General features: G+C 52.2%; 20 protein-coding genes. 14 read left to right on the top strand and 6 right to left on the bottom strand.

Annotated elements, in window-relative coordinates; genetic code table 11:
* Positions 1 to 9: 9 nt before the first annotated feature.
* A complete protein-coding gene (locus tag ACJJIL_RS07535; protein WP_444897702.1) occupies positions 10 to 927 on the bottom strand; it encodes a PP2C family protein-serine/threonine phosphatase in 918 nt (305 codons plus the stop codon).
* Positions 928 to 1246: 319 nt separating this feature from the next.
* On the opposite strand from ACJJIL_RS07535, the gene ACJJIL_RS07540 reads away from it, so the two are divergent.
* Positions 1247 to 2107 (top strand): FHA domain-containing protein, encoded by an 861-nt coding sequence (locus ACJJIL_RS07540; protein ID WP_445361586.1) that lies wholly within the window; start codon positions 1247 to 1249, stop codon positions 2105 to 2107.
* Complete coding sequence (locus tag ACJJIL_RS07545) at positions 2104 to 2358, top strand: glutaredoxin family protein (protein ID WP_413662439.1); 255 nt, start codon at positions 2104 to 2106, stop codon at positions 2356 to 2358. Before ACJJIL_RS07540 ends, ACJJIL_RS07545 begins: the two co-directional genes overlap by 4 nt.
* Before the next feature lies 1 nt (position 2359).
* Here the strand turns inward: ACJJIL_RS07545 and ACJJIL_RS07550 are convergent, their stop codons facing one another.
* Entirely contained in the window at positions 2360 to 4366 is a 2007-nt protein-coding gene (locus ACJJIL_RS07550; RefSeq protein ID WP_445361587.1) for a transglycosylase SLT domain-containing protein, read from the bottom strand.
* A 156-nt stretch (positions 4367 to 4522) separates the two neighbouring features.
* Here ACJJIL_RS07550 and ACJJIL_RS07555 point away from each other — a divergent pair, with 156 nt between their 5' ends.
* Positions 4523 to 6388: an ATP-binding cassette domain-containing protein gene (locus ACJJIL_RS07555; protein WP_444897700.1), complete on the top strand. Its 1866-nt coding sequence runs from the start codon at positions 4523 to 4525 to the stop codon at positions 6386 to 6388.
* A 53-nt stretch (positions 6389 to 6441) separates the two neighbouring features.
* Here the strand turns inward: ACJJIL_RS07555 and ACJJIL_RS07560 are convergent, their stop codons facing one another.
* Complete coding sequence (locus tag ACJJIL_RS07560; RefSeq protein WP_282932316.1) at positions 6442 to 6885, bottom strand: universal stress protein; 444 nt, start codon at positions 6883 to 6885, stop codon at positions 6442 to 6444.
* Between the two features lie 145 nt (positions 6886 to 7030).
* On the opposite strand from ACJJIL_RS07560, the gene ACJJIL_RS07565 reads away from it, so the two are divergent.
* From ACJJIL_RS07565 to ACJJIL_RS07580, 4 genes are all read left to right on the top strand, one after another.
* Positions 7031 to 7561, top strand: coding sequence for a hypothetical protein (locus tag ACJJIL_RS07565; protein ID WP_444907928.1), 531 nt, complete (start codon positions 7031 to 7033; stop codon positions 7559 to 7561).
* A gap of 207 nt (positions 7562 to 7768) precedes the next feature.
* Positions 7769 to 10456, top strand: a complete 2688-nt coding sequence (gene topA / locus ACJJIL_RS07570) for a type I DNA topoisomerase (RefSeq protein WP_282932318.1) — start codon at positions 7769 to 7771, stop codon at positions 10454 to 10456.
* A gap of 3 nt (positions 10457 to 10459) precedes the next feature.
* Positions 10460 to 10951 carry a DUF6586 family protein gene (locus ACJJIL_RS07575; protein ID WP_444911030.1) on the top strand — a complete coding sequence of 164 codons (492 nt, stop codon included), beginning with the start codon at positions 10460 to 10462 and terminating at the stop codon, positions 10949 to 10951.
* 354 nt (positions 10952 to 11305) lie between these two features.
* Positions 11306 to 11563 carry a hypothetical protein gene (locus tag ACJJIL_RS07580; protein WP_282932320.1) on the top strand — a complete coding sequence of 86 codons (258 nt, stop codon included), beginning with the start codon at positions 11306 to 11308 and terminating at the stop codon, positions 11561 to 11563.
* Positions 11564 to 11626: 63 nt separating this feature from the next.
* On the opposite strand, the gene lexA is transcribed toward ACJJIL_RS07580, so the two are convergent.
* Entirely contained in the window at positions 11627 to 12232 is a 606-nt protein-coding gene (gene lexA, locus ACJJIL_RS07585) for a transcriptional repressor LexA (RefSeq protein WP_413662434.1), read from the bottom strand.
* Positions 12233 to 12392: 160 nt separating this feature from the next.
* Here lexA and ACJJIL_RS07590 point away from each other — a divergent pair, with 160 nt between their 5' ends.
* The 5 genes from ACJJIL_RS07590 (at position 12393) to ACJJIL_RS07610 (ending at position 16697) form a co-directional block, all read left to right on the top strand.
* Positions 12393 to 13031, top strand: coding sequence for an LOG family protein (locus tag ACJJIL_RS07590; RefSeq protein ID WP_282932322.1), 639 nt, complete (start codon positions 12393 to 12395; stop codon positions 13029 to 13031).
* 283 nt (positions 13032 to 13314) lie between these two features.
* Positions 13315 to 13944 carry a TetR/AcrR family transcriptional regulator gene (locus ACJJIL_RS07595; protein ID WP_282932323.1) on the top strand — a complete coding sequence of 210 codons (630 nt, stop codon included), beginning with the start codon at positions 13315 to 13317 and terminating at the stop codon, positions 13942 to 13944.
* Between the two features lie 33 nt (positions 13945 to 13977).
* A complete protein-coding gene (nagZ, locus tag ACJJIL_RS07600) occupies positions 13978 to 14994 on the top strand; it encodes a beta-N-acetylhexosaminidase (RefSeq protein ID WP_444897698.1) in 1017 nt (338 codons plus the stop codon).
* A gap of 81 nt (positions 14995 to 15075) precedes the next feature.
* Complete coding sequence (locus ACJJIL_RS07605; protein WP_413662432.1) at positions 15076 to 16182, top strand: mechanosensitive ion channel family protein; 1107 nt, start codon at positions 15076 to 15078, stop codon at positions 16180 to 16182.
* A gap of 299 nt (positions 16183 to 16481) precedes the next feature.
* Positions 16482 to 16697, top strand: coding sequence for a cold-shock protein (locus ACJJIL_RS07610; RefSeq protein WP_020413094.1), 216 nt, complete (start codon positions 16482 to 16484; stop codon positions 16695 to 16697).
* A gap of 512 nt (positions 16698 to 17209) precedes the next feature.
* Here ACJJIL_RS07610 and ACJJIL_RS07615 read toward each other — a convergent pair.
* Together ACJJIL_RS07615 and mfd are read right to left on the bottom strand one after the other, a co-directional pair.
* Positions 17210 to 18205, bottom strand: coding sequence for a CsiV family protein (locus tag ACJJIL_RS07615; RefSeq protein WP_445361588.1), 996 nt, complete (start codon positions 18203 to 18205; stop codon positions 17210 to 17212).
* A 123-nt stretch (positions 18206 to 18328) separates the two neighbouring features.
* A complete protein-coding gene (gene mfd / locus ACJJIL_RS07620) occupies positions 18329 to 21808 on the bottom strand; it encodes a transcription-repair coupling factor (RefSeq protein WP_444897696.1) in 3480 nt (1159 codons plus the stop codon).
* Positions 21809 to 22112: 304 nt separating this feature from the next.
* On the opposite strand from mfd, the gene ACJJIL_RS07625 reads away from it, so the two are divergent.
* Both ACJJIL_RS07625 and ACJJIL_RS07630 read left to right on the top strand, forming a co-directional pair.
* Positions 22113 to 23573 carry a glyceraldehyde-3-phosphate dehydrogenase gene (locus ACJJIL_RS07625; protein WP_444894742.1) on the top strand — a complete coding sequence of 487 codons (1461 nt, stop codon included), beginning with the start codon at positions 22113 to 22115 and terminating at the stop codon, positions 23571 to 23573.
* 374 nt (positions 23574 to 23947) lie between these two features.
* Entirely contained in the window at positions 23948 to 25288 is a 1341-nt protein-coding gene (locus ACJJIL_RS07630; protein WP_444933531.1) for a Na(+)-translocating NADH-quinone reductase subunit A, read from the top strand.

Below are 25288 nucleotides of genomic sequence, written 5' to 3' on the forward strand. Positions count from 1 at the left end.
TTCCCTATCTTAAAGCAGAGTTGAAAGTCCGTAGGCAACTGCGGTGGCTAAAGCGACAGTGAAGAGGAGAATGAAGGGGCGATACTTTCTGAGTGTGGAGCCGGGCAGGGTGGGCTCGCTAATTGGGTTGAGGGATGCGGTAGAAGAAGGTTGCGCTGTGGATGGGGCATCTATGACCTGAACAGTGACATTATCTTTGCCTCCTGCATCCAATGCTGCAGCGATTAGAAGTTCTGTTGCTCTGTGTGTATCACTGTTTTCTGTCAATATCTGGTTGATTGAATTTGCTGGTACTTCCGAACTAAGTCCATCGCTGCAGATGAGTAGTCTCTGTCCTGCTGCCCAGCGATAGGAGACTCGGTCCACTTCGAGTTTGGGGTTGGTACTACCGCCGATACATCGGGTAATTACATGCCGGTTGGGGTGAATTGCGGCTTCTTCGGAGTTGATAGCGCCTGAATCCATCAACATCTGTACGTAGGAGTGGTCGCTGGTTAGTTGGGTGAGCTTCCCTGTTGTGCCTTCGGGAGCCCAGAGGTAAGCGCGGCTGTCTCCAACCCAGTAGATATGAAAGTAGTCACCCTCTTCAGCAACAACGACCGCAGTAGAGCCCATATTGGCTGTGGTTTGTTCATCGCCCAGTAAAAGGGCGTGCGCTTTTTGCAAGGCACGCTCGTAGTGCTTGTCAGTTTCCGCTGACTTTTGGATTTCTTCAACAACAGTTTTGCTCGCGAGTTCACCAGCGTGGTGACCGCCAAGGCCATCGGCTACAACCCAGATACCTTTGTCTTCCGCAGCCCAATAGGCATCTTCGTTCTGTTCACGCTTATAGCCGGTATGGGTTGCGCCGGCACTGCGTGTAGCGTCTTTGCTATGCTGAACTATCCCGCTGTGCCGTGATACTTCGCGTACTTTGGCTTCACTCACTGGCGTGCAACTACCTGTAATTTATTTAATCTTTCTAACGGTGATAACCCTCCGGTAATCACACGCCTCTTCCCTGTTGTGCTCTCGGCTTATTCAAGTTGCCGATCACTTTGTAGGTCATCGCTGAATCTGTTAAATACTAGACCTTTGGGCTATTTTAAGCTGCAAACCGAATCACACGCTAATGATATCGCCCATGATAAACTCAACTTTATCAATAAAAGTGAGTGTTTCGGCTGCTTTTTAACATTAGTTAAGCTCACTGTCTTCAATAATTGGCCAATTTCACACGGCCATTTTGGCTTTAGGAGCGATTTCGATGCTCAAACTTTGTGATGTCAATGATCTCAGCCAGAGCGTATGGCTGGTATCGCCGGGAGTAACTGTGGGGCGGGCGCAGAGTAGTGACTTGTGTATTGCCGATGATTCCGTAGCGAAGTCGCACCTTAAAATTGCAGTTAATGGCGATGTTCTGACTTTGCACAATTTGTCGGGCGCGGCCCGTGTTTTGCTTAATGGTCAGCCAACTGGTACACCGTGCCAGTTAAAAATAAACGATCAGGTCAAAGTGGGCAGCCGTTTACTCCAGGTAATCGACCCGAAGGTAACTAAGCTCAAGTCTGGGCCCCCTAAGGCTGCTTCGAATCAGGGCGTTGCCTGGGCGCTAAGAGCCAATCACCGGGCTATTGCAGGAAAGGTGTTCCCTGTGAAAGAGAGTGCGGTAATTGGGCGCTCCGATGAGTGTGATATAACTTTTTCGCTTTCTCATCTTTCGCGTAGGCACGCTCGTCTCGAAGTAAGGGAGGGCTTACTGTTCGTTATTGACTTAGGTTCGGCAAATGGGACTTTTGTCAATAATAGAAAGGTTAGTGAGAGTCGGGTGCGCAGGGGAGATGAGCTCCGACTCGACACTTTAAGTTTTTCAATTGTCGGCCCAGCTGACGATAACAACCGCACGGCTGTACGCCCGGCTTTGCCGGAGTTCGAATTGCCCAGTTCTTCCTCTGTCCCTGGAGACGCCGATACAGTCCCCTATGCAGTGCAACCCAGTTTGTCCGAGGAGGTACCTGAGGAAGTCGATAAGCCAAAGGCTAGAAGTAAAACGTGGCTTTTAGTAGCGGGGCTTGCGCTAAGTGTTGCGGGATATCTCTGGGGCAGCAGCCAGGGGGTTTTTGGATGAGCGATATAAAAGAGCTTTTGCTCTACACCACTTTGGGTTGCGGCCTGTGCGAAAAAGCCAAAATTGAAATTTGGCCTGCGCTGGAAAAATTCAACTTGCGTCTTCGCGAGGTGGATATCGCCGAGGATGAAGCGTTAATGGAGCGCTTTTCTATCCGCATTCCGGTGGTTGGCCTTGGAGACCCCGACGATGTTTGCGGTTGGCCGTTTGACCAGGTGCAATTGCAAGATTGGCTGAAGGAGCGGCTTTAAATTACAGTCGGCTCGCAGCTTCACTCTCCCTTAATAGTTGCAGCTTGGTGCCGCTTCGGTAGGCGTAAATTACCGAATAGGCAAGTACATTTTGCACATAATTACGCGTTTCCCGGAATGGAATGGTTTCAATCCACACATCATAGGGCAGCTGTTTTCGGGTCTCTTTTAGCCATCCCGCTACGCGGGTTGGCCCGGCATTATAGGCGGCGGCTGCCAGAAAGCGGTTATTGTCAAAGCGGTTAAGCAAGCTACTTAAGTAAAAGCTGCCCAGCGCAATATTGGTGTTGGGGCTCAATAGGTCCCAGCTGCGTCGATAGCGCACCCCCGCTCTGCGTGCAGTAGCTTTTGCGGTCGATGGGAGCAATTGCATAAGTCCCAGGGCCCCGGAGCTGGATTTTGCATCGTGGCTAAAGTGGCTCTCTTGTCGTGCTACAGCGTAAATCAGATAAGGTTCAAGAGCCGAGCTCTGGGCGCCGACCTGTTTGCTTACATCGTGAACAATATCGGAAAAAGCGAGTGGGAATCGCAGTTCCAAGTCGTCGAGGTAGTCAGCCGCAAGCACTGACTGGATTGATTTATGGTACCAACCCCAGGCGCTAGCTACTTTGCCGGCCGCAAGCAATTCCTGATGGTCCATAGCTCTTGTGGCATAGCTCCATTCCCTTCGGGCATGGAAGAGTTCGCCTATTGCTTGTAATTCTCGGGCTCTCTGCAGTTCGGGGCGCTTTGCCATCTCCTGCACTTGAATGGGGGTGATTGGTGCCGGCCTGTGCTCAAAGCTGTACTGTTGCCCCAAGGTATCAGCGGCAAGGAAACCGTAGTAACTGCGATTGCGGGCGGCTTTGCGGTAAAGGTGAGAGGAAGCTTCAGAACTTCCTGTGCCATAAAGTTCTTCCAGTGAGCGGGCTTTCCAATATATCCACCGGTCGAGTTGTTGTTTCTCCTCAGGCAGGCGGTCAATCCAGAACGCGACCTGTTGCCAATTTAATTCACGTAGGGATTGTCTGGCTAGCCACTCGATGGTGCGGCCATCGGTCACTGTGTGATGTTCAACCAGCTGTTGCAAGCGCTGCATATTATCCTGGCGAGCAAATTGACGCGCCAAGTGCTTGAACATGGCTTCTTGTTGGGCATCTGAAAACAAGTAACTGGCCTGATAGCGGTGCCAGGCAGTTTCCGCTTTGATCGCGTCTTTTTTCGCCAATTGGTGCAATCCGTGCAATACGATATCGCGATATTCCAGTGGGTTGTAGGCGAATTTGGTATCAGTGAGAAGCATCTGTGGGTTGCGATGGACCGAGCGTAAAAGTTTGGCTTTCTCTGCTTGGGCTGGCGTCATTTTTTTGGCGATATAACGTGCCAAATCGAGATTGCCTTCTTCGACTGCCAGCAGGTGCCGCTTCCAAGCGAGTTCCTGCGTCAAGCCGCCGTTTTTCATCCAGCGCGCAAAAACGGGGTCGCACTCCTCGACTTGGGACCGCCCAACAAGCCAGAGTTCTGATATCAACTGCTGTGTTTCTGCCTGATAGCCGCCTCGGCGCGATAGGGCATCGGCGTAATAGCAGCGGAGTGAGGTGCGACTGTGTTGCGAAGGTTGATAATAGCGCAGGTAAGTCGAGAACTTTTTTTGACTACCGAGTTGGCGCAACAACCTGACCATCATCCAGTCGCCAATAGCCGTGCCTCTGTTGCTCTCCAGGAATTGATCAACTTCTTTTAAGGGCAGTTGGTGCAGTTTTTCACTGAGCGCCCAATAGTCAATATAAGCAGCGAGGGGATAATCTTTGAGCTCAGCTTTAAGTGCTCGAAGTTGCCGTCGATCCTTGTATTTTATCGCCTGCCGGGCCTGGCGCAGCTTTTCTCTCTGCGCCGCACGATCATCTTCGGATACTTCCGGTGCGATAGTGGTTGCCTGAACAGATTGTGCATTAGTGGGCACGGCTGTGCAGAGACAGGTGATGATTAGGGCAGAAAGAAGCGCGATTCCTTTTGCGTCAGCTGACATCTCAATTACCTCAGTTGGACGTGTGTTTCCAGCTATGACTGACTATACGGTAAAAACGCGTAAAATAGCTGATTTTTCACAGAACCCGAAAGAGCCGACTTCGCTTCTTTCATCAGCGGGATTGAGGTTCGGGTTTGATAATTGTAGTGCCTATTTATGTTGCTTCTATTGGATGGGGTCAGTCTTCGTTACGGGACCCAGGTACTGGCAGACAATGTCAGCGCAAAAGTTGAACGTGGAGATCGTATATGCCTTGTGGGGCGTAATGGGGAGGGGAAATCCAGCCTGTTGCGCTTGATAGCGGGGCAAGTTGACGCGGATAGCGGCGAGATTGTTCGTGCCAGCGGTATGGTTCAAGCGGTTTTGGAGCAGGAGTTACCTGCCGATTGCCCCGATTCTGTCTACGGATATGTTGCTATGGGATTGGGCGAAATAGGCGCTGTTTTGTCGGCGTACAGGGACTCCCCCACAGCAGAGCTACAAGCCAAAATCGAAGCGGCTCACGGTTGGGAGCTTCTGCCGAAAGTGGACAGTGTATTAGATCGTTTGGGGCTCGATGCAGACGAAAAGGTTGCCGACCTTTCCGGTGGCTGGCAGCGCCGTGCTGCTCTGGCTCGCGCTTTGGTGGTGGAGCCTGATCTGCTGATACTGGATGAGCCAACCAACCACCTGGATATTGCTGCAGTCGAATGGCTTGAGAATTTCCTCGCCAGCTATCGTGGCGCTCTTTTGTTTGTGAGCCATGATCGTGCATTGGCACAACGTTTGGCCACCAGCGTATGGGATTTGGATCGTGGACACCTGCGGACATTTCGCTGCAAGTTCGACCGTTACCAGGAGGAAAAAGAGAAGCTTCTTGAAGAAGAGGCAAAGAATGAAGCTCTTTTCGACAAGAAGTTGGCACAGGAAGAGGCCTGGATTCGCCAGGGCATCAAGGCTCGCCGAACCCGTAATGAGGGGCGGGTAAGAGCGCTTCAAGCACTGCGTCGCCAAAGGGAAGCGCGCCGGTCCCAGCAGGGTATAGCCAAGATGGCCCTGGATAGCGGTGAGATGTCCGGCAAATTGGTCGCTGAGTTGAAGGGCGTCACTTTTGCTTACCCCGATGAGCAAGCGTTGATTAGGGATTTATCATTCACGCTGATGCGTGGAGACCGCGTTGGCCTAATAGGCCCCAATGGTGTCGGCAAAAGTACCCTGATCAAATTGCTGCTGGGAGAGCTAAAGTCCCAGGGGGGGAGTGTGCGCCTGGGTACCAAGCAGCAAGTGGCCTATTTCGATCAGCGCCGGGATCAGCTGAATCCCGATTTGACTGTGCTAGATAATGTCGCCGAAGGGCGCGACTCAGTGACTATTGGTGGTAAAAGCCGCCACGTAATGTCTTATTTGGCCGATTTTCTTTTTAGTGGTGTTAAAGCCCGTACTAAAGTCAGCGCCTTGAGTGGTGGAGAGCGAAATCGCGCCTTGCTGGCAAAATTGTTTAGCCAGCCCGCCAATATTTTGGTGCTCGACGAGCCCACCAATGACCTGGATGTAGAAACCCTGGAGCTGCTTGAGCAGTTACTCCTGGACTTTGGCGGAACGGTTCTGCTGGTGAGCCATGACCGTGCTTTCCTGGATAATGTGGTGGGCTCATGCCTCGCATTTGAGGGGGATGGCCGCATCCGTGAATACGTGGGCGGTTATGGGGATTTTGTGCGCCAAGGTGGCAGCTTTGTCGCTGAGCTGAAAGAAGTTAAGCCAGCTGCTAGTAAACCAAAGGAAAAGCCCCAGTCCCAGGAGGCGGCTCCGGCGAAGAAAAAGAAACTGAGCTATAAGCTTCAAAGAGAGCTGGATAGCCTGCCCGCCTTGATTGAGTCTTTGGAAGAAGAGATAGGGGCTATTGAGCAAGAGGTTGCCGACCCCAGTTTTTATCAGCAGGAGCAGGCGTTGGTGCAGGCTAAGCTGAACACCCTGACGGAAAGACAAGCCCAGCTCGAAGAAGCATTTGAACGCTGGTCAGAGCTGGAGGGGGGAGACGACTAAGTTGAAGGGGAAGCTGCAATTATTGCTGCTTCCCCCTCCCCAATTTTGAAGGATTATTCGTCTTCCATATGTACCCGAATCGCCAGAACATCGCATTTGGCGCCATGGAGAACGCCGTTGGCGGTGGAGCCGAGTAGTAGTGCTAAGCCGTGACGACCGTGGCTGCCAATAATGATTAAGTCGGCTTCGATATCTTTGGCTAAGCGATGAATCTCAGTAGATGGCTGGCCGAGTATTACGTGCTGGCGATCTGCGGGGATATCCAGCCGATCGGCGGCTTTTTGCAATTGCTCCTTGGCCTGGGATTGTAGTTGGTCCTGTACCTCGGAGAGGTCCATTGGGATGTCGCCGCCATAGGCAAAAGTCAGGGGCTCAATGGCGTGAAGTAAGCTTAGCTCTGCACCAAATGCTTCAGCCATATCAGCGGCCCTATCAAGCACCTGAGAAGATTCTTTTGACAGGTCCAAGCCCACGAGGATGTGTCGGTATTTCGCCATAATTTACCTGCTCCTATCCCTTTTATTGACTGTGAAAAACACCCTTGTGACACCTATTTTGAGTCTACCGCAAAAAAAACCGATTGACATAGATCACGCGGAACACCGCACAATAGTCACTTTTTTCCACTGATGAGGAGTGGTTATGTCTGATTGGTTGCCGGTGATTATCGTCGGATTTGCCATCGCTTTGGTGCTGGGGCCGGTGATGTGGCTCAAGCCCAATGCCCGTGACAGCCGTCTTGCAGATTTGCGTAGCCGGGCGGCCCAGGCTGGCATTACCGTACAAATCCAAGCGCTGCCTGCGGCGTTGGGTGATGGGACTGCGGCTGTCTATTATCACCGCTGGCAGAACCGCAAAGGCCTGAGTGTGGGGTGGGTTTTGGATAAACAACGGATTGAGCACGAACTGAATTTTTCCGGTGTTTGGGATTGGGCTGATGGCCAGCCAGCTCCGCAAGGGGCATGGAAATATTTGCGCGAGCTACTGGAGAGAATCCCTCGGGACGCCTGTGCGATTACTGCAACACCAGTGGGTCTCGGTATTCAGTGGCCGGAGTCAGGAGGCAATCAAGCCTTCCAGAAACTGATGGCGTCGCTCGATGAGTACACCCCCTTAATAGAAGAAGCTATTCGAAAAGTGAGTTCACGCGCGGCGACTGAGGGGCTGTCTTGATTGCCGTATTAGCGGTGTAAAAGAGCGTCTACTGAGTCGCATTTAGGCGGACTGCCCAGTGCCAAATTTGGTGACTGTGAGTGGAAAATTGTCAGCTTTGCTTGACCGCGCTTGAAGTGAGGCTTATATATTCGCGCAGCACAAGCCCGATAAGAGGGCTTGAAAGACTTGCAATAGCAGTAAATTTTCATTTGAAATCAAAGGCTTATGGGTAAATCACTGGTCATCGTCGAATCACCGGCCAAAGCGAAAACCATCAATAAATATCTCGGCAAGGACTTTGTTGTGAAGTCCAGTGTCGGCCATATTCGCGATTTGCCCACAGGTGGGGGCAATAAACAACCGGTTGACGCAAAGGAGCGCGCCCGTCGTGCAGCGGAAACACGCAAGCTTTCCCCCGAGGCGAAAGAGGCTTACAAGCGGAAGAAAAACCGCGATCAGCTGATTAAGCGTATGGGGATCGACCCGGATCACGAGTGGCAAGCCCACTACGAGATACTGCCGGGTAAAGAGAAAGTGGTGAGTGAGTTACAAAAACTCGCCGAAGGCGCCGATCATATCTATCTCGCAACGGACTTGGATCGCGAGGGAGAGGCAATTGCCTGGCATTTGCGTGAAGCAATTGGTGGCGATAACGATCGCTACCGCCGGGTAGTATTTAATGAAATTACCAAGTCTGCGATTCAGGAGGCCTTCAAAGATCCCGGCCGTCTGAATATTAATCGGGTAAACGCCCAGCAAGCACGCCGTTTCCTCGATCGAATCGTTGGCTATATGGTATCCCCTCTACTGTGGGAAAAAGTGGCCAGAGGCTTGTCTGCGGGGCGTGTGCAATCTGTTGCGGTCCGTCTCGTAGTTGAGCGGGAGCGGGAGATTCGCGCGTTTATCCCGGAAGAGTACTGGACTCTGTTTGCCGATACGGCGACGGCAAAGGCTTCCAAGCTGCGCCTCGAGGTGAAAAAGCAGGCTGGTGAGGCTTTCCGTCCTACCAACGAAGAGCTGGCAATGAGTGCTGCCAAGCAGCTTCAGTCCAGTGAGTTTGTTGTTTCCGCCCGTGACGATAAGCCAACCAGCTCCAAGCCCAGCGCACCATTTATTACTTCCACCTTGCAGCAGGCGGCCAGTAACCGTCTCGGCTTCAGTGTGAAGAAGACCATGACCCTGGCCCAGCGCTTGTATGAAGCCGGTCATATCACCTACATGCGTACAGATTCCACTAATCTCAGTAAAGAGGCTGTGGAATCTGCACGGGATTATATTGCCGAGAATTACGGCGATAAGTATCTTCCAGAAAGCCCCAATAGCTACAGCAGTAAAGAGGGCGCTCAAGAGGCGCACGAAGCGATTCGCCCGTCCGATGTTCGTATCGCCCCAAATATGTTGTCCGGTGTCGAGCGGGATGCGGAGAGGTTATACAACCTGATTTGGCAGCAGTTCGTGGCCTGCCAGATGACTCCCGCCCAATTTACCTCCTCTTCAATCGTGGTCAGCGCTGGTGACTTTGAGTTGCGTGCGCGGGGTCGAGTTATTCGTTTCGATGGTTTCCTGAAAGTTGCGCCACCGAGCGGCAAAAAAGATGAAGATTTGGTGCTTCCAGATGTGAAGGTCGGCGAAAAGCTATCCCTGCAACAGCTGGATCCCAAGCAGCACTTTACCAAGCCGCCTGCGCGGTTTAGTGAAGCGGCCCTGGTTAAGGAGCTGGAGAAGCGCGGTATCGGCCGCCCCTCCACCTATGCTTCCATTATTTCCACGATCCAGGATCGCGGTTATGTCCGCTTGGAAAACCGTCGTTTTTACGCTGAGAAAATGGGGGATATTGTTACTGACCGTCTCAGCGAAAGTTTCAAGAACCTGATGGACTACGGATTTACCGCAAACCTGGAGGAATCCCTGGATGCGGTTGCCGACGGTGATAAGGGTTGGAAGCAACTGCTCGATGAGTTTTATCAGGACTTTTCCGGGCGCCTGGAAAAAGCCCAGTCTGCCGATGCAGGTATGCGTCGCAATACGCCGACAGACACCGATATCGAGTGCACCAAATGTGGCCGCCATATGCAGATCCGCACTGGCTCCACCGGTGTATTCCTTGGGTGCTCTGGATACGCACTGCCGCCAAAAGAGCGTTGTACCAATACCATGAACCTGGTTTCTGGTGATGAGGCGGTCGATGCGGATAAGGACGAGGAAGCTGAATCCAGGTTGCTGCGGGAGAAGCGCCGCTGCGGCAAGTGCGGCACGGCTATGGATAGCTACCTGTTAGATGAGCAGCGTAAATTGCATATCTGTGGCAATAACCCGGATTGCAATGGCTACGAGATTGAGCAGGGCACTTTTAAAATTAAAGGCTATGACGGCCCCATTATTGAGTGCGATAAGTGTGGCAGTGATATGCAGTTGAAGTCTGGTCGCTTTGGCAAGTACTTCGGTTGTACCAATGAAGACTGTAAAAACACCCGCAAGCTGCTGAAAAATGGGCAGCCGGCGCCGCCGAAAATGGACCCGGTTCCCATGCCGGAATTGGCCTGTATCAAAGTTGAGGATCACTATATCCTGCGCGATGGTGCCTCGGGTCTATTCCTGGCTGCCAGCCAGTTCCCGAAAAACCGTGAGACCCGTGCGCCCCTGGTTAAAGAGCTGCTGCCTCACCAGAGTGAGATCGATCCAAAATACAGCTTCCTATTCTCTGCTCCGACGCAAGATGACAGTGGGCGGGATACCGTAGTTCGATTCAGCCGCAAAACCCAGGAGCAATATGTTCAATCTGAGGAAGAGGGCAAGGCGACCGGTTGGCGTGCTTTTTATCGCGATGGTGGTTGGAAAGTAGAGGCCTCCACCAAGAGCACTGCTGCCAAGCGCAAGAAACCCGCAGCTAAAAAGACAGCGGCAAAGAAGTAGGTAATGAGTAACTCTTACACGATTCATGTCACTTCGGCTCTGCGCAAGAGCCAGCTGTTGCTGCAACAGCCGTGGGACTTGCCTCTCCAGCGCGATGCGCTGGAAGAGGCAGCGTTGATGCAATTGTGCAAGGCCTATCGGGCTTTTCTTGCAGAGCAGGCCGCCCAGCTTCAGCTGGGATTTGAACCGGAGTCTCCGCAGTTGATCATTGATGCGCTGGGCGTTCAGGGTAGGGCTAGTGCGGAGGCCAATGAGCTGTCCGGCCTGGTCGGCGATCCGCAGAGTTGGTTATCCCATATGCTTTACGCCTGGGAAGAGCAGCAGAAAATATCTGTGGGTGCTGATGAAAAACAGCAACAGGTTAATTTAATCCCGCTACACAACGAAGTTGCCAAGCCCGAGTTTGCACCTTTGTCCAAAGAGTTATTGCTTCAGTGGCATCGTTCGCTGAGTGAGTTGGTGGTGAGGCAGCGCGCTCACTTGGATGAGTGTTAACTAATACGCTTACTCGACATCGGTGAACTTCTGAATAGATTCGTAATATTCCTGCGAATTTTGAAGGTTGTTGATATTAGGCGCACCTCTGCGGGAAAGTCCGCTGTCCTTTGAGTGAGTCACAATAGAGTAGTTGTGGCCCACTCGACATAACCCGCAACCGGTGTAACGTGCAAAGCAATTCACTCTTCTCTTGTGATCTCTTGAGTGGTTTAGGTAATTCTTTGATATAGCGTACTGGTAATAGACTGCCTCGAAAGTCAGGAGCCAGAAGCCCTCAAATTGGATGAATGAAACTTATCGCAAGCCTGTGGTACACTGGGCGCAAACTGTTGTGCCGTGAAGGAAAAGCGAATGTCCTCCGAAACTTTTGAAATAATTGAGCTGGCTAATGGCGATGTAGCCTTGCGTCGTGCTGGCCACAAAGAGGACCCTTTGGTGAGCATTTCTTTTTCTGCGGAAAGCCTTCAGTTTTTGCGCAAGAACAAGGTTGCTGTGGCAAGGGCTATGCTGGAAGCGGGCATTGAAGCCGTACAAAATCTAGACGATCTTGAGGCTGGTTACTTCGAGGAAGAAGATGATTTAATGCCGGTAAATCATACTATCCACTAACGTCAGCGTTAGTTTGAGTTTTATCAACAGCGGCCAATGGCCGCTGTTGTCGTTTTTAGGGGTTTAAGGCGCTTGGCGAATGACCCCTACGGCTAATCCCTCAATCACAAAGTTCTTATCTCTCATATCGACTTGAATTAACTCAAAGTCATCATTTTCAGGTAGCAACTGAACGGTTGCCTGATTTCCCTTGCGGCGAAAGCGTTTTACAGTGACTTCGTCATCGATACGGGCAACGACGATTTGGCCATTGCGTACTTGCTCGGTCTTTTGCACTGCCAGCAAGTCTCCATCGAGAATGCCCGCATCTCGCATACTCATACCATGCACCCTCAACAGATAATCTGCGGGGGGGTGGAAGAAGCTCGCGGGCAAGTCGCAGTAATCTTCAATATGTTCGCTGGCGAGTATGGGATTCCCCGCAGCTACTCTACCCACAATCGGCAAGCCGGATTGGTGATCCGGAATTCGAATACCCCGGGAAGCGCCGGCAACCATCTCAATGGCGCCTTTTCTGGCGAGCGCTTTCAGGTGTTCCTCGGCGGCATTGGGTGAGCGGAAGCCGAGCTCCTGGGCAATTTCTGCCCGCGTTGGCGGGTAGCCTGTTTCATCCAGGTAGGACTTGATCAGGTCGAGAACCTGGGACTGACGAGCGGTGAGATTGGTCATAGATTTACCTAGTTTTCTGTATTTATATACAGTTGCTGGAATTATATACAGATTTATTGTTCGCGCAATCCTCAGGTTTTAGTCTTTGTGAGCTGCTACATTGATGGAGAAAGCAAGGAGAGAAGAAAGCGTTGAAGGAACTGACAAAGAGGGAAAAATAATGTTGGATGCAAAAATGCCGGAAGCCTGGAGAGTGCTTCGCATTCAGTCTGAATTGGTAGATGGGATAGAGCGGCTGATAGCGTTAGGTGGTGCAGTGACAGTGTTTGGAGGGGCGAGATTTACAGAGGACAGTCCTGAATATCAACAGGGGGTAAAGTTGGGAGAGTTGCTCGCGGCTGAAGGGATCCCCGTGATTACCGGTGGTGGGCCGGGGCTGATGGAGGCTTGTAACCGAGGGGCTTTCGGGCAGCCCGGCGCATCAATTGGGCTAAACATAGAACTGCCTTTTGAACAGGCGGCAAATCCATATCAGGACATCAGTTTGAACTTCCGATATTTTTTTGTACGGAAATTTATGTTTGTAAAACACGCACTTGGATTCGTTGGACTTCCCGGTGGCTACGGCACGTTGGATGAGTTGTTTGAAGCTCTTACCTTGGTGCAAACGCAGAAAGTGCGGCGTTTCCCAATTGTGTTGGTAGGTAAGCGTTACTGGAGTGGGTTGTACGATTGGTTGGTAGATACAGTGTTAGAGCGCGATTGTATCGATGCCAGTGATCTCGACCTTTTTCATATCGTTGATAGTGTGGAGGAGGCTGCGGCCCTGATTATGAAATATATGCAGGTGAAAGAATAATTATTCGGGTGATCTTAAAATACCGAAAAAATTTTCAAAGTTATTTTTGTTAAAGCTGCCCCCGGACTAAAAGGCTATGTCGGCTGGTGGGGTGGCGTACTTGCTCAAGTTGGCGGGAGATCAACTCCAGCAGTATTGATCTTACCGCCTGACATACTTTTCCCTGTTATTTTTACTCTTTTACCTTGCTGAGTGGAGAGCTTAGCTGGCGGGCTCTAGATCAATGAGAATGTGCTACTCTGGCGTCGATTAAACGTATGTTTTAAATGGTGGTTTGATACTTATGAGCCAGATAGATACGGTCAGCCGGATACTCGATGCAGCGGAAGTGCTGTTTGCCGAACGGGGTTTTCCTGAAACCTCATTGAGAACAATTACGAGCACGGCCGGGGTTAATCTGGCGGCAGTTAACTACCATTTCGGCTCCAAGAAAGAATTGATACAGGCGGTATTTGAACGCTTTTTAACGCCTTTCACTAACGCTCTGGAAGAAGAGCTTGATCGCCGTATTGCCCTGGGGCAGCCCCTGGGGGTGGAGGAGCTGATCGAATGCCTGTATCGAGTTGGGTTGGGAAGCCTTGGGCTGGAGGGAAAGGATCCACAGCGATTTATGCGTCTTTTAGGATTGGCCTATACCCAGTTCCAGGGGCATTTGCGTCGATTTATCGTATCTCGATACGGGGATACTTACCGCCGTTTTGCCGGACTGCTGGCTGAAGCGTTACCGGGCTTGGACCCAGAAACTTTCTATTGGCGCCTCTACTTTATGCTGGGAGCGACCATTTTCACACTGTCGAGCCACGATGCGATTGAGGCTATCCTGCGGGAGGATTTCGGTTCTGACAGTACCCTGACCCAGACTCTTGAGCGATTGGTACCCGCTGCTTCGGCCATGTTGAAGGTTGATAATTAGTGGGCGCACTCTTAAATCGATAAGGAACTTAATATGTCTTTACCACCCGGACCGGTCATGGTGGATATCGAGGGGCTTGAACTCACCGAGGAAGACTGTGAGTTACTTCGGCATCCGATGGTGGGCGGGCTGATTTTTTTTGCGAGAAACTATCGGGATCGCCAGCAGCTTATCCAATTGGTTAACTCCATCCGTGCGGTGCGACCAGAGATCCTGCTAGCGGTAGATCAGGAGGGTGGTAGGGTTCAGCGGTTTCGCGATGACTTTACGCGAATACCCTCAATGCAGGCTCTCAGTGCTGTCGCCAGTAACGAGCAGTTGCAGGATGTGGGGTGGCTGCTGGCCGCAGAGTTGCTGGCTGTAGGAGTGGATTTTAGCTTCGCGCCGGTATTGGATGCGGATGACAGTCACAGCAGGGTGATCGGCGATCGGAGTTTTTGTCCCGACCCCGCCCAATTAACCGCACTGGCTCGCCCCTTTATCCAAGGGATGCGCGAAGCGGGCATGGCCACGACAGGCAAGCATTTTCCGGGGCATGGCCACGTGCTGGAAGACAGTCATGTGGAGTTGCCAGAGGATAAGCGCTCGTTGGATCAGGTCTTGGCAACCGATGCACTTCCGTTTATCGATTGTATTGGAACCCAGGAACTTACCGCGGTGATGCCGGCCCATATCCGCTTCATCAACATTGATAGCCAGCCGGTGGGATTCTCCCGCTATTGGCTGCAGGATGTATTGCGGCGACAGCTGGGATTCAATGGAGTGATTTTCAGTGATGATCTGTCTATGGAAGGGGCGGGTGCGGCCGGAGGCTATGGCGATAGGATTCGCGCAGCCCTAGAAGCCGGTTGTGATATGGGTATCGTATGCAACAATCGTGTCGGCGCTTTTGAGGCGCTGGCGGCACTGGATACCTTTGTGCCCAAACCGGAGTCCACTCACCGGTTGTCGGCCATGGGTGGCAGGCCGGTGATCGGCTCCTGGGAGGAGCTTGAGAAGAGTGCGCGGTGGCACAGAACCAGGGAGTGGTTAGCTTCCATAATGCGCTGAAATAAGTTGTTGAGATCCGTCGTCTATTGAGAAGGCGTTGTACGGATATTACTGATTGTTGGTTAAAGCGGAGGGGTTCGAGTGGAGTCCGTTGAGAGCGTGCTGTTGTCCTGGCTTGGTGAGAACCGGGTCTGGATAGTTTCTGTTTTCCTCATAGTACTTGCGTCTGGGGTGTTGGCCTGGTTATTTGGCCGGTTTGTGCAGCGCATGGCCATTAAGGCGGAAAAGACGGTTAATCCCTGGGATGATGCTTTGGTTGGGGCACTCTCCCCTCCCGGGCAGGTACTGGTATGGCTGCTGGGCTTGACTGTCGCTGCCCAGCGAGCGGGGGACGCCACTGGTGCCGAGATATTCTCCCTGGCTGCACCGACGCGGGAAATAGGCTTGATCCTGGTGATGGCCTGGTTTGCCTGGCGATTCTCACACAGTGTGGAACATAACCTGTGCGATCCGCGCTATATGGGCAAGCCGATGGATGCCACTACGGTACGTGCGATCGGCAAACTGGTCAGGGCCTCAATCGTGATCACGGCGGGAATTGTGGTCATGCAGTTCCTGGGTTACAGCGTCAGCGGTGTTTTGGCATTTGGTGGTATTGGCGGACTGGCTGTCGGTTTTGCGGCCAAGGACCTGCTGGCAAACTTTTTCGGTGGCCTGATGATCTATCTGGATCGGCCCTTTGCGGTGGGCGACTGGATTCGCTCCCCCGATAAGGAAATTGAGGGGACCGTGGAAGATATCGGTTGGCGCCTGACCAGAATCCGCACTTTTGATATGCGACCCGTCTATGTTCCCAATGGCATCTTCACCCAGATTGCGGTAGAAAATCCTTCCCGTATGTTAAATCGTAGGATTTTTGAAACGATTGGTATTCGTTATGAAGATGCCCATCATATGGCGGCAATCGTGGCGGATGTTAAAAATATGTTACAGGAACATCCGGAAATTGATTCTAATCGTACGCTTATTGTTAATTTTAATAGTTTTGCTTCCTCTTCTTTGGATTTCTTTATATATACGTTTACCCGCACTACCGATTGGGTTCGTTATCATGAAGTAAAACAGGATGTTCTATTAACGATTCTTAAAATAATTGAGGGATATGGGGCATCCTGTGCATTCCCAACCTCAACATTACATATTGCCGATATACCTTCATTAACGCGAGAGGCCGCGTTAGACAGTTGAGGAATGGGAGTGCAATAAGGTACAAATGATTAGTTTCTAATTGAGCACTATTGAAGATTTTGACGGTTAATTACGCATATTGGGAAAAACGTAGTATTTATTTCACATAGAAAACTAGACACTGGCGCTGTTTTATCTAAGAATCAGGGTACGTCCTTTGAGTATATGCTCATCGGATTAAGCAAGATAGCATTCTGCATGGAGCAGTTTGTTAACAATGGGGTGGCGTTTGCCCCTCTTGCCGAATTGAGCAGTGAGGTAAAAGAGGTAGGCGCAATAACAATAATGAGGTTTTCTCAATGAGTGATCGCGTTACAGGTACAGTGAAGTGGTTTAATAACGCACGGGGTTATGGCTTCATCACCTGTGGAGAAGGAACTGAAGATATTTTCGTTCACTATCGCAGCATTCGCGGCGAGGGCTACAAAACCCTTAATGAGGGGCAGGCGGTAGAGTTCGAAATGCAACAAGGTGACAAAGGACTGCTGGCGGAAGATGTTGTTCCCTGTGAGTGATTTATAGATCACTCGTTGAAAGAACTGTTGTCGTGTAGGGTCCTGCGGCTCATTGACGCCGGCCCTGTCAGCGCCTCTGAAAAGCGGATCTTTATGATCCGCTTTTTTGTTTGCTACTTTGCAGTGGATATAGGCTTTTCTTCTTTAAGTTGCATTTGTGTCCCTCTTTGTAGGTTTGGTCATATCCCGCCCCGCCTAAAGTCCCCAATGTAATTGTGTGTATATGAGTGAGTTTATTGTGCTCAATACCGCTGTGCTAATTATTACTTTAATGCTCCCGGAATATTGCCCCACTGATTGCAATTTTTGTTGTTGTGGGGTGGCGGTATTTGCTTGTTTGCTGGCTGCATTTTGATTAAAGATAAATTGATTAAATATCGGTTGGGTGGGGTGTGCTTGTAGTGATGGTGAAATTAATTCGTTTGAGGTGAAGAGTTTTAAAGGTATATTTAAAATAACAGCCCCGGCAAGATTTGCTGGGGCTTTTAGCGAAAGTCGATTATTTAAATAAATTAACTTTCCGTGCGGTTATCTTTTTCTTGGTCGGGATTAAGCGTATCCATATTTTGCGAATCTTCTTTGGGTTTGGCTACAGTGCGCACTTCAATAAGAATTCCAAATGCAGGGTGGTCGATATAATGAAGTTGTCCGCTACGCAAACGTCTCTCGTGTTGCAGTCTCGCAGCATGGGCTACATATAATGGCTCTTCTTTTATAAATTCCGGCTCGCCCAGTGTGAGAGGCTCAGTTGTGTTAATTGCACCCTGACTATTTTCGATATCAAACCCGTTATTTTGTGAATATGAATTTTCAATATCACTGTAATTGCCGGTTAGGATTTGTAGCGGCTTTTCGATTTTATTTTGTGGGCGTTGAGGAAGAAGAATACTGTGTTCCCCGGGTTGTGTATAAAAATCGCTGAGCCACAAATTAGTACTGATATGTAAATAACGAGCGACACTCAGGGTGATAGATCCCTCAAGCTGGCTGTGGCCGCTGAGCTGGCTGCCGCCATCAATCAGAATGGCCGGAGAGTTTCTCTTGGTTTTTAAAACCTGGCGCCAGGCCTTGTGAAACAGGACCCTGTCACCAGCCCTGGAAATTGCGGCGGCTTTGTTGTCCAGCAGCCTGGGTACAGGTCTTAGCAGCAAGTTTCTTGGTGCTTGCTCAGAGTTCTGCAAACTAGTAGATGCGTCGCCCTCAAGCTCCGATGATTCAATATCGGCTGGGCCGCTCGTTTCTGGGCTCGAGATGATGTCTTCAAGCGATAACACCTCATCCTCTGTTGGCTGAGTTGGGGTGCGCAGGGTGTCAAAGTCGATCCACTTTGATGGATACTGAAGACGGGGTGCCGTCGGCCAGGTCTCTGCGGTTCTTTCCATCCCCTGGGGGCGCTCGAATACGATCATTTCTATTTCGAAAGTATTGCCAGCGTAGTTGACGGCCTGGGCACTGGTTGCTGCCAGCGTGAGCGCCAGGGTTGAGCAGAGGCTAATTATCCTTTTCATGGGTTTACCACTTAAACAATTCTATTTGGGTGCCGAGGGTGTCATTGCCGACAGGCCGTTTAAGCGGGAGTAGGAGACTAATTAGTTTTGCCGCCAGCTCCCGCCGCTGCCTGCCGGATGGTATCACTGTGCAAGCTTTTCCAGAACTTCGTTAATTTCCTGGAGCTTGCGATCAGTACCCTCCTCATCGAGACTGAAATTCAGTTGGTTTGCGCCGGCCAGCTGGTAGCGCCCCGGCTGGGTTTGCACCATCTTAACCAAAGTGAGCGGATCTACACGGGTATTCTCCGCAAATTCGATACGCCCTCTTGCCGCAGAGGCCTCAAGTTTGCGGATGCCCATATTCTCGGCCTTTAACTTGATCTCCGTGGTGCGGAACAAGTGTTTTACCGATTCCGGCAGTAGCCCGAAACGGTCGATCATCTCTACCTGAAGTTCTTTCAGTTGCTGCCTGTCGGTGGCATTGGCAATGCGTTTGTACATGATCAGACGGCCGTGGACATCGGGCAGGTAGTCCTCGGGAATCAGCGCAGCAACCCGCAGATTGACGTCCACCGCAGGGGATTCGAGGGGTTCGTCAATATTCGGTGTGCGGCCCTCGCGAATGGCCTTCACTGCCTTGTCGAGCATCTCCATATACAAGTTGAAGCCGACACTCTGAATCTGCCCGCTTTGTTCCTCACCCAGCAGTTCGCCTGCACCGCGAATTTCCAGGTCGTGGGTAGCCAGGGTAAAGCCTGCACCTAAATCCTGGGCCTCGCTAATCGCTTCCAGGCGCTTCACGGCGTCATTGGTCATGGAGCGTTTGTTGGGAGTCAGTAGGTAGGCGTAGGCCTGGTGGTGCGAGCGTCCCACGCGACCGCGCAACTGGTGAAGCTGGGCCAGGCCGAACTTGTCTGCGCGCTCGATCAGTATCGTGTTGGCTGTGGGGACGTCGATACCGGTTTCGATAATGGTGGTACAGACCAGGACATTAAAGCGCTTGTGATAGAAGTCGCTCATCACCTGTTCCAACTCCCGTTCGCGCATCTGGCCATGGCCTATGCCGATACGGGCCTCGGGAATCATCTCCTGTAGCTCCCGCGCGATTCGCTCAATGCTTTTGACTTCGTTGTGCAGGAAATACACCTGACCGCCGCGCAAGATCTCCCGTAGGATAGCCTCTTTTACCAAGGCATCATCGCGCTCGCGCACGAAGGTTTTCACAGAGAGGCGCCGTGCTGGTGGGGTGGCGATCACCGACAGATCGCGAATACCGGCCATGGCCATATTCAGGGTGCGGGGAATAGGGGTGGCGGTAAGGTTGAGGATATCCACCTCGGAGCGCAGGCTCTTGAGGCGCTCCTTCTGCCGGACGCCAAAGCGGTGTTCTTCGTCGATAATCAGCAGGCCGAGATTTTTAAAGTCCAGATCGCTTTGCAACAGCTTGTGGGTGCCAACCAGGATATCCACCTTGCCACTGGCAACCTTCTCTTTCACGCTGTCCACTTCCTTGCCGGAGCGGAAGCGGGAGATCACCTCGATATTGATCGGCCAATCGGCAAAGCGATCCTGGAAGGATTGATAGTGTTGCTGGGCCAACAGGGTGGTGGGAACCAGCATGGCCACTTGCATACCTGCGTGGGCCGAGACAAATGCAGCCCGCATGGCCACTTCTGTCTTACCGAATCCCACGTCGCCGCAAACCAGTCGGTCCATCGGCTTATCTGAGAGCATATCCCCCAGAACTGCCTCGATAGCCTGTTGTTGATCCGGTGTTTCCTCGAAGGGGAAACCTGCGGAAAACTCCCGGTAGGCCAATTGAGGGTTATCGAAGGCATGGCCAATACGGGCTTCGCGGCGGGCGTAGATATCCAGCAGCTCCGCAGCTGCATCGCGGACTTTCTCGGCGGCTTTGCGTTTGGCTTTTTGCCACTGTTCACTGCCCATTCTGTGCAGCGGGGCCAGGGCTTCATCGGCACCGGAGTAGCGGCTGATCAAGTGCAGGCTGGCTACCGGTACGTAGAGTTTGGCATCGTCGGCATATTCAAGGGTCAGGAATTCTGCCGGTTGCCCGTCGATCTCCAGATGCTGTAGGCCGCGATAACGACCTACGCCGTGATCAATGTGAACGACGGGAGTGCCCATGCGCAGTTCAGCCAGGTTTTTAACCGCGTTGTCCGCTTCATCTTTGGCTTTTTTACGGCGGCGTTGCTGCAGTACCCGCTCACCAAATAACTGCGGTTCCGCGATCAAGTTGATTTGCGGGTCCTCAAGCAGCAGCCCTTGATCGATGGGGGCTACGGTAATCCCGATAGTGTCCTTTGCGGCGAGGAAGTCCTGCCAGCTTTGGAAGCTGGGAGGGCTTAGCCGTATGCCCTTTAATAGCTCCAGCAGCGCTTCGCGGCGCCCGCTACTTTCAGCGCAGAAAAGCACCCGACCGGAGTATTCCATCAGGTAGCTTTCCAGTGCAGCCAGGGGTTGTTCGGACTTGCCATCTACTGGCAGTGAGGGGGGTACTGAAGTGTCAAAATTACAGTTGCCCTGGGCTTCCGGAAGACTCTCGGCAGAGAAGGTTGCCCGGGGCATGGACTTCAGGGCACCGTTAAGCTCATCAATTTCCAGTAAAATCTGGCGCGGTGGCAATATGGGGCGGGTCAGGTCGCCGCGACGACTTTCATAGCGATTGCTGACTTCGCGCCAGAAATTGTCCAGCGGCTGTTGGATATCTCCCTGTAAAAATGCCTGGCTGCCCTCGGGCAGATAGTCGAACAGGCTTGAGCAGTTCCCATCGAAGAACAGGGGCAGGTAATACTCAATGCCCGCCGGGGCAATTCCTGCACTGATATCCTGGTAAATTGGCACTTGGCTGGGATCGCTATCGAATTCACCGTGCCAATTTTGCAGAAACCCTGATAGGGCAGCCTTGTGCAAAGGGAATTCCCGCGCAGGTAAAAGGTGAATGGTTTTCACCTTGTCGATGGTGCGTTGGGTTTCCGGGTCAAAGGTGCGCAGGGATTCAATTTCATCGTCGAACAGATCGATGCGGTAGGGCAGGGGGCTGCCCATTGGAAAAATATCCATCAGTGAGCCGCGCACAGCGAATTCGCCGTGTTCGTAGACGGTGTCTACGCAGTGGTAGCCGGCCTGCTCCAGCAGTCTCCGCTGGATATCGATATCAAACTGCTGCCCCTCCTCCAATATGAGCGCATTGCCAGCAATATAATTGCAGGGTGGTAGCCGGTGCATCAGGGTGCTGACTGGGATTATGACGATCCCGGCCCCCATTTTCGGCAGCTGGTAGAGGGTGGCGAGGCGATCCGAGATGATGTCCTGGTGGGGAGAGAAGGTGTCGTAGGGGAGAATTTCCCAGTCGGGAAAATGGAAAATTTCCAGCTCCCCGTTTTCCCCCTTATCTCGCCGCGCTTTGTTAAAAAATTTCAATTGCACCTCTAAACGGTGCGCTTCGAGACTGTCCTTTGTGATTAACAGGGTGGGCGCTTTGTTATTGCGTGCCGCGTTGAGGATGGCGAGCGCGGCAGCTGCGCCATGCAGTTGTCCCCAAAATTGTCGGTCACTGGAGGAGCGAAACTTCGGTGGGGTCAGGGGCTGTATTTCTGTCATCTTTCCTTATATATCCGCGCATTCATTCGAGATGTCTTCGAGGTCGGCTATTGTAGCCGCGAACAGTTTTGCTTGCAGGGAATGTTAACCCTGCCTGTGTTTCCAGTCGGGAACAACTACGCTTTTTTATGGATTGCGCAATGTCGCTCGGGTGGACTACAAAAAGGTAGTTTTACTACATTTTTTTGGCTCTTTTTTGCTCAGTTGCGCAGTGTAAAGCGAACACTATAATGCGCAGCCATGCGGTCCTGAGTGGTTTCAAGGCCGTATTTTTTGCCTACTAAATACATTGCAGAGGTGTCCGATAGTGACTCAGAAGCGACCGAAGCCCGCGGACTTTTTCAAGGACTGGAAACAGCGTGAAGCACTGGCTGAATCCATGATCCCGATGATTGGAAAGCTCAACCGTGAGAGCAACGTCGGTATTTATATGTACGGCCGCAACCTGGTTAATCGCTCAGTGCTGAGCATTATGAAAGCGCACCGTTTCGTGCGTCAGGTTGAGGAAAATGAACTCTCCGAGTTTGAAACCTTCCCTGTATTGGAAGCCATCTGCAAGATGGAGCTGGGTCCCGTACATATCGACCTGGGAACCATGACCAACAAGTACATGCGCGACGATCGCGGCTTGTCTGTGGACGAGTTTGTACGTGAAGAGCTGTCCGACGCAGCGGGTGCCGGCAAGCCTCTGCCCGAATCCAAAGATGTTGTGATCTACGGTTTTGGTCGTATCGGCCGTCTGGTTGCCCGCCTGCTGATCGACAAGGCTGGTAGTGGTGATGTTCTGCGTCTGCGCGCTATCGTACTGCGCAAGGGCAAGGCTCCCAACGATTTGGTGAAGCGCGCTTCTCTGCTGCGTCGCGACTCCGTACATGGCGCCTTCCAGGGCACTATCCGTGTGGACGAGGAGACCAACTCCCTGATCTGTAACGGTAACGAAATCAAGATCATCTACGCCAACTCCCCTCAGGAAGTGGATTACACCCAGCACGGTATCGACGATGCGATTATCGTTGACAGCACCGGTGTATGGCGCGATGAAGAAGGTCTGAGCCAGCACCTGCAGAGCCCAGGCGCTTCCAAGGTGCTGCTGACTGCACCGGGCAAGGGCGATATCAAGAATATCGTTTACGGTATCAACAGCAGCGACATCAAGCCGGAAGACAAGGTACTGTCCGCCGCTTCCTGTACCACTAACGCCATCGTGCCTGTCCTGAAAGCGATGATGGATGGCTACGGCGTTGAGCACGGCCACGTAGAAACCGTACACGCCTACACCAACGACCAGAACCTGATCGACAACTACCACAAAGGTGAGCGTCGCGGTCGCGCAGCAGCGCTGAATATGGTTCTGACTGAAACTGGTGCTGCCAAGGCGGTTGCCAAAGCGCTTCCCGAGTTGAAAGGTAAGCTCACCGGCAACGCAATTCGCGTTCCGACCCCTAATGTTTCCATGGCGATCCTTAACCTGAACCTGGGTAAAGAGACCACCAAGGAAGAGCTGAACGAATACATGCGCGATGTGGCACTGCACTCGCCGCTGCGTCAGCAGATCGATTTCACCAACTCCCCGGAAGTGGTGTCCAGCGATTTTGTTGGCTCCCGCGTTGCCTGCGTATTCGATTCCACTGCGACTATCGTGGATGGCAAGAACGCTGTGCTCTACTGCTGGTACGACAACGAGTTCGGATATAGCTGTCAGGTAGTTCGCTGCCTGGAAGATATGGCTGGTGTTCGTTACAAGTTGTTCCCGCAAGAGGACTAAGGCGTCACGCCTCCTCGCCGCAGTCGGTACCCAGATCCGACTGCGGGGTTTCGGCGACTGTTCCAGTCGCCGCACCATATCTCCCCAAATCCCTGTTTTTTCAACAGAAATTTCCAATCTTAGTGCCACTTAAAGACTTTCCAGACTGGTAATGACTCTGGCCCATCTTTATAATGCGCGCGATTTTGCGGGGCGGCCGTGCGCCGAGAAGTTAGCGCGCACATCCTTTTTAGTTAGCTTCCTTCCTCCCGGTTCACGGGTGATACGGCATAAGCCCTCGCAGCACGGAATTCCACAATAGGACCCGTCATCCCAGGTATGGGACGGTGGGTCCTATTGCAATTTTTTTAAACTAGAAACTTAGGCATAGGCGTATGAGAAAGATCCGTCGGGGATTGGACTTACCCATATCCGGCGCGCCCGAGCAGGTCATTCAAAAAGGACCTGCGATCAAGACCGTTGCTGTTCTCGGCCCCGATTATCACGGGATGAAGCCGACAATGGCAGTGGCTGTAGGGGACCGCGTCAATCTTGGTCAGCTGTTGTTTAGCGACAAAAAAACTGAAGGCGTGCGCTACACAGCGCCTGCTGCCGGTCGTGTTGTTGCGATTAACCGTGGCGCTCGTCGTGTTCTGCAATCCGTCGTGATTGGCATAGACGGCGATGCAGCGGAACAGTTCCAAAGCTACAGCGCAGATAAGCTGTCTGGTCTGACTCGCGAACAGGTCGTTGAAAACCTGGTTGAGTCCGGCATGTGGACCGCACTGCGCACCCGCCCGTTCAGCCGCGTTCCCGCCCTGGACGCTGAGCCGGTAGCGGTGTTTATCAATGCGATGGACACCAACCCTCTGGCAGCCAATCCAGAAGTAGTGATTGCTGAGAATCCCAAAGCCTTCTCCCAGGGCGTTGAGATTCTTTCCAAACTGGCAGAAACCACTTACGTCTGTACTGCTCCAGATGCGGATATTCCAGTACCGAGCGCAGCGAATATTCGCCGCGAAACCTTTGCCGGCCCCCATCCGGCAGGCCTGTCCGGTACCCACATCCACTACCTGAAGCCAGTTTCTGGCAACCGCAGTGTATTTACCATTAATTACCAGGATGTGATCGCCGTAGGCAAACTGTTTACCACCGGTAAGCTGTTTACCGATCGCGTCATTTCCCTGGCCGGCCCTCAGGTCAAGCAGCCGCGTCTGCTGCGCACCCGCCTCGGTGCCAGTCTGGAAACCCTGACTTCTGATGAGCTGAAAGGCGATAACGATCGCATCATCTCCGGCTCTGTATTCGGTGGCCGCACCGCTGCTGGCCCGATGGCTTACCTGGGTCGCTACCACAACCAGATTTCTGTACTGGAAGAGGGCGATGAGCGTCCGTTCCTGCACTATCTGCGTGCTGGTAATAAGCGTTTCTCTGTATTCCCGATTTATCTGTCGCGCCTGGTGAAGAACAAGCTGTTCAACTTCACCACCAGCACCAACGGTTCTGAGCGTGCCATGGTACCGGTCGGTAGTTATGAGAAAGTCATGCCGCTGGATGTACTGCCCACTCAGTTGCTGCGCTCCCTGATCGTTGGCGATACTGCAATGGCTCAGAAGCTGGGCGCACTGGAGCTGGACGAAGAAGATCTGGCGTTGTGCACCTTTGTGTGTCCGGGCAAGTACGAGTACGGCCCCATTTTGCGGGACAACCTGACCCGTATTGAGAAGGAGGGGTAA

This window comes from Microbulbifer maximicatervae (SeqCode) (assembly GCF_052468095.1).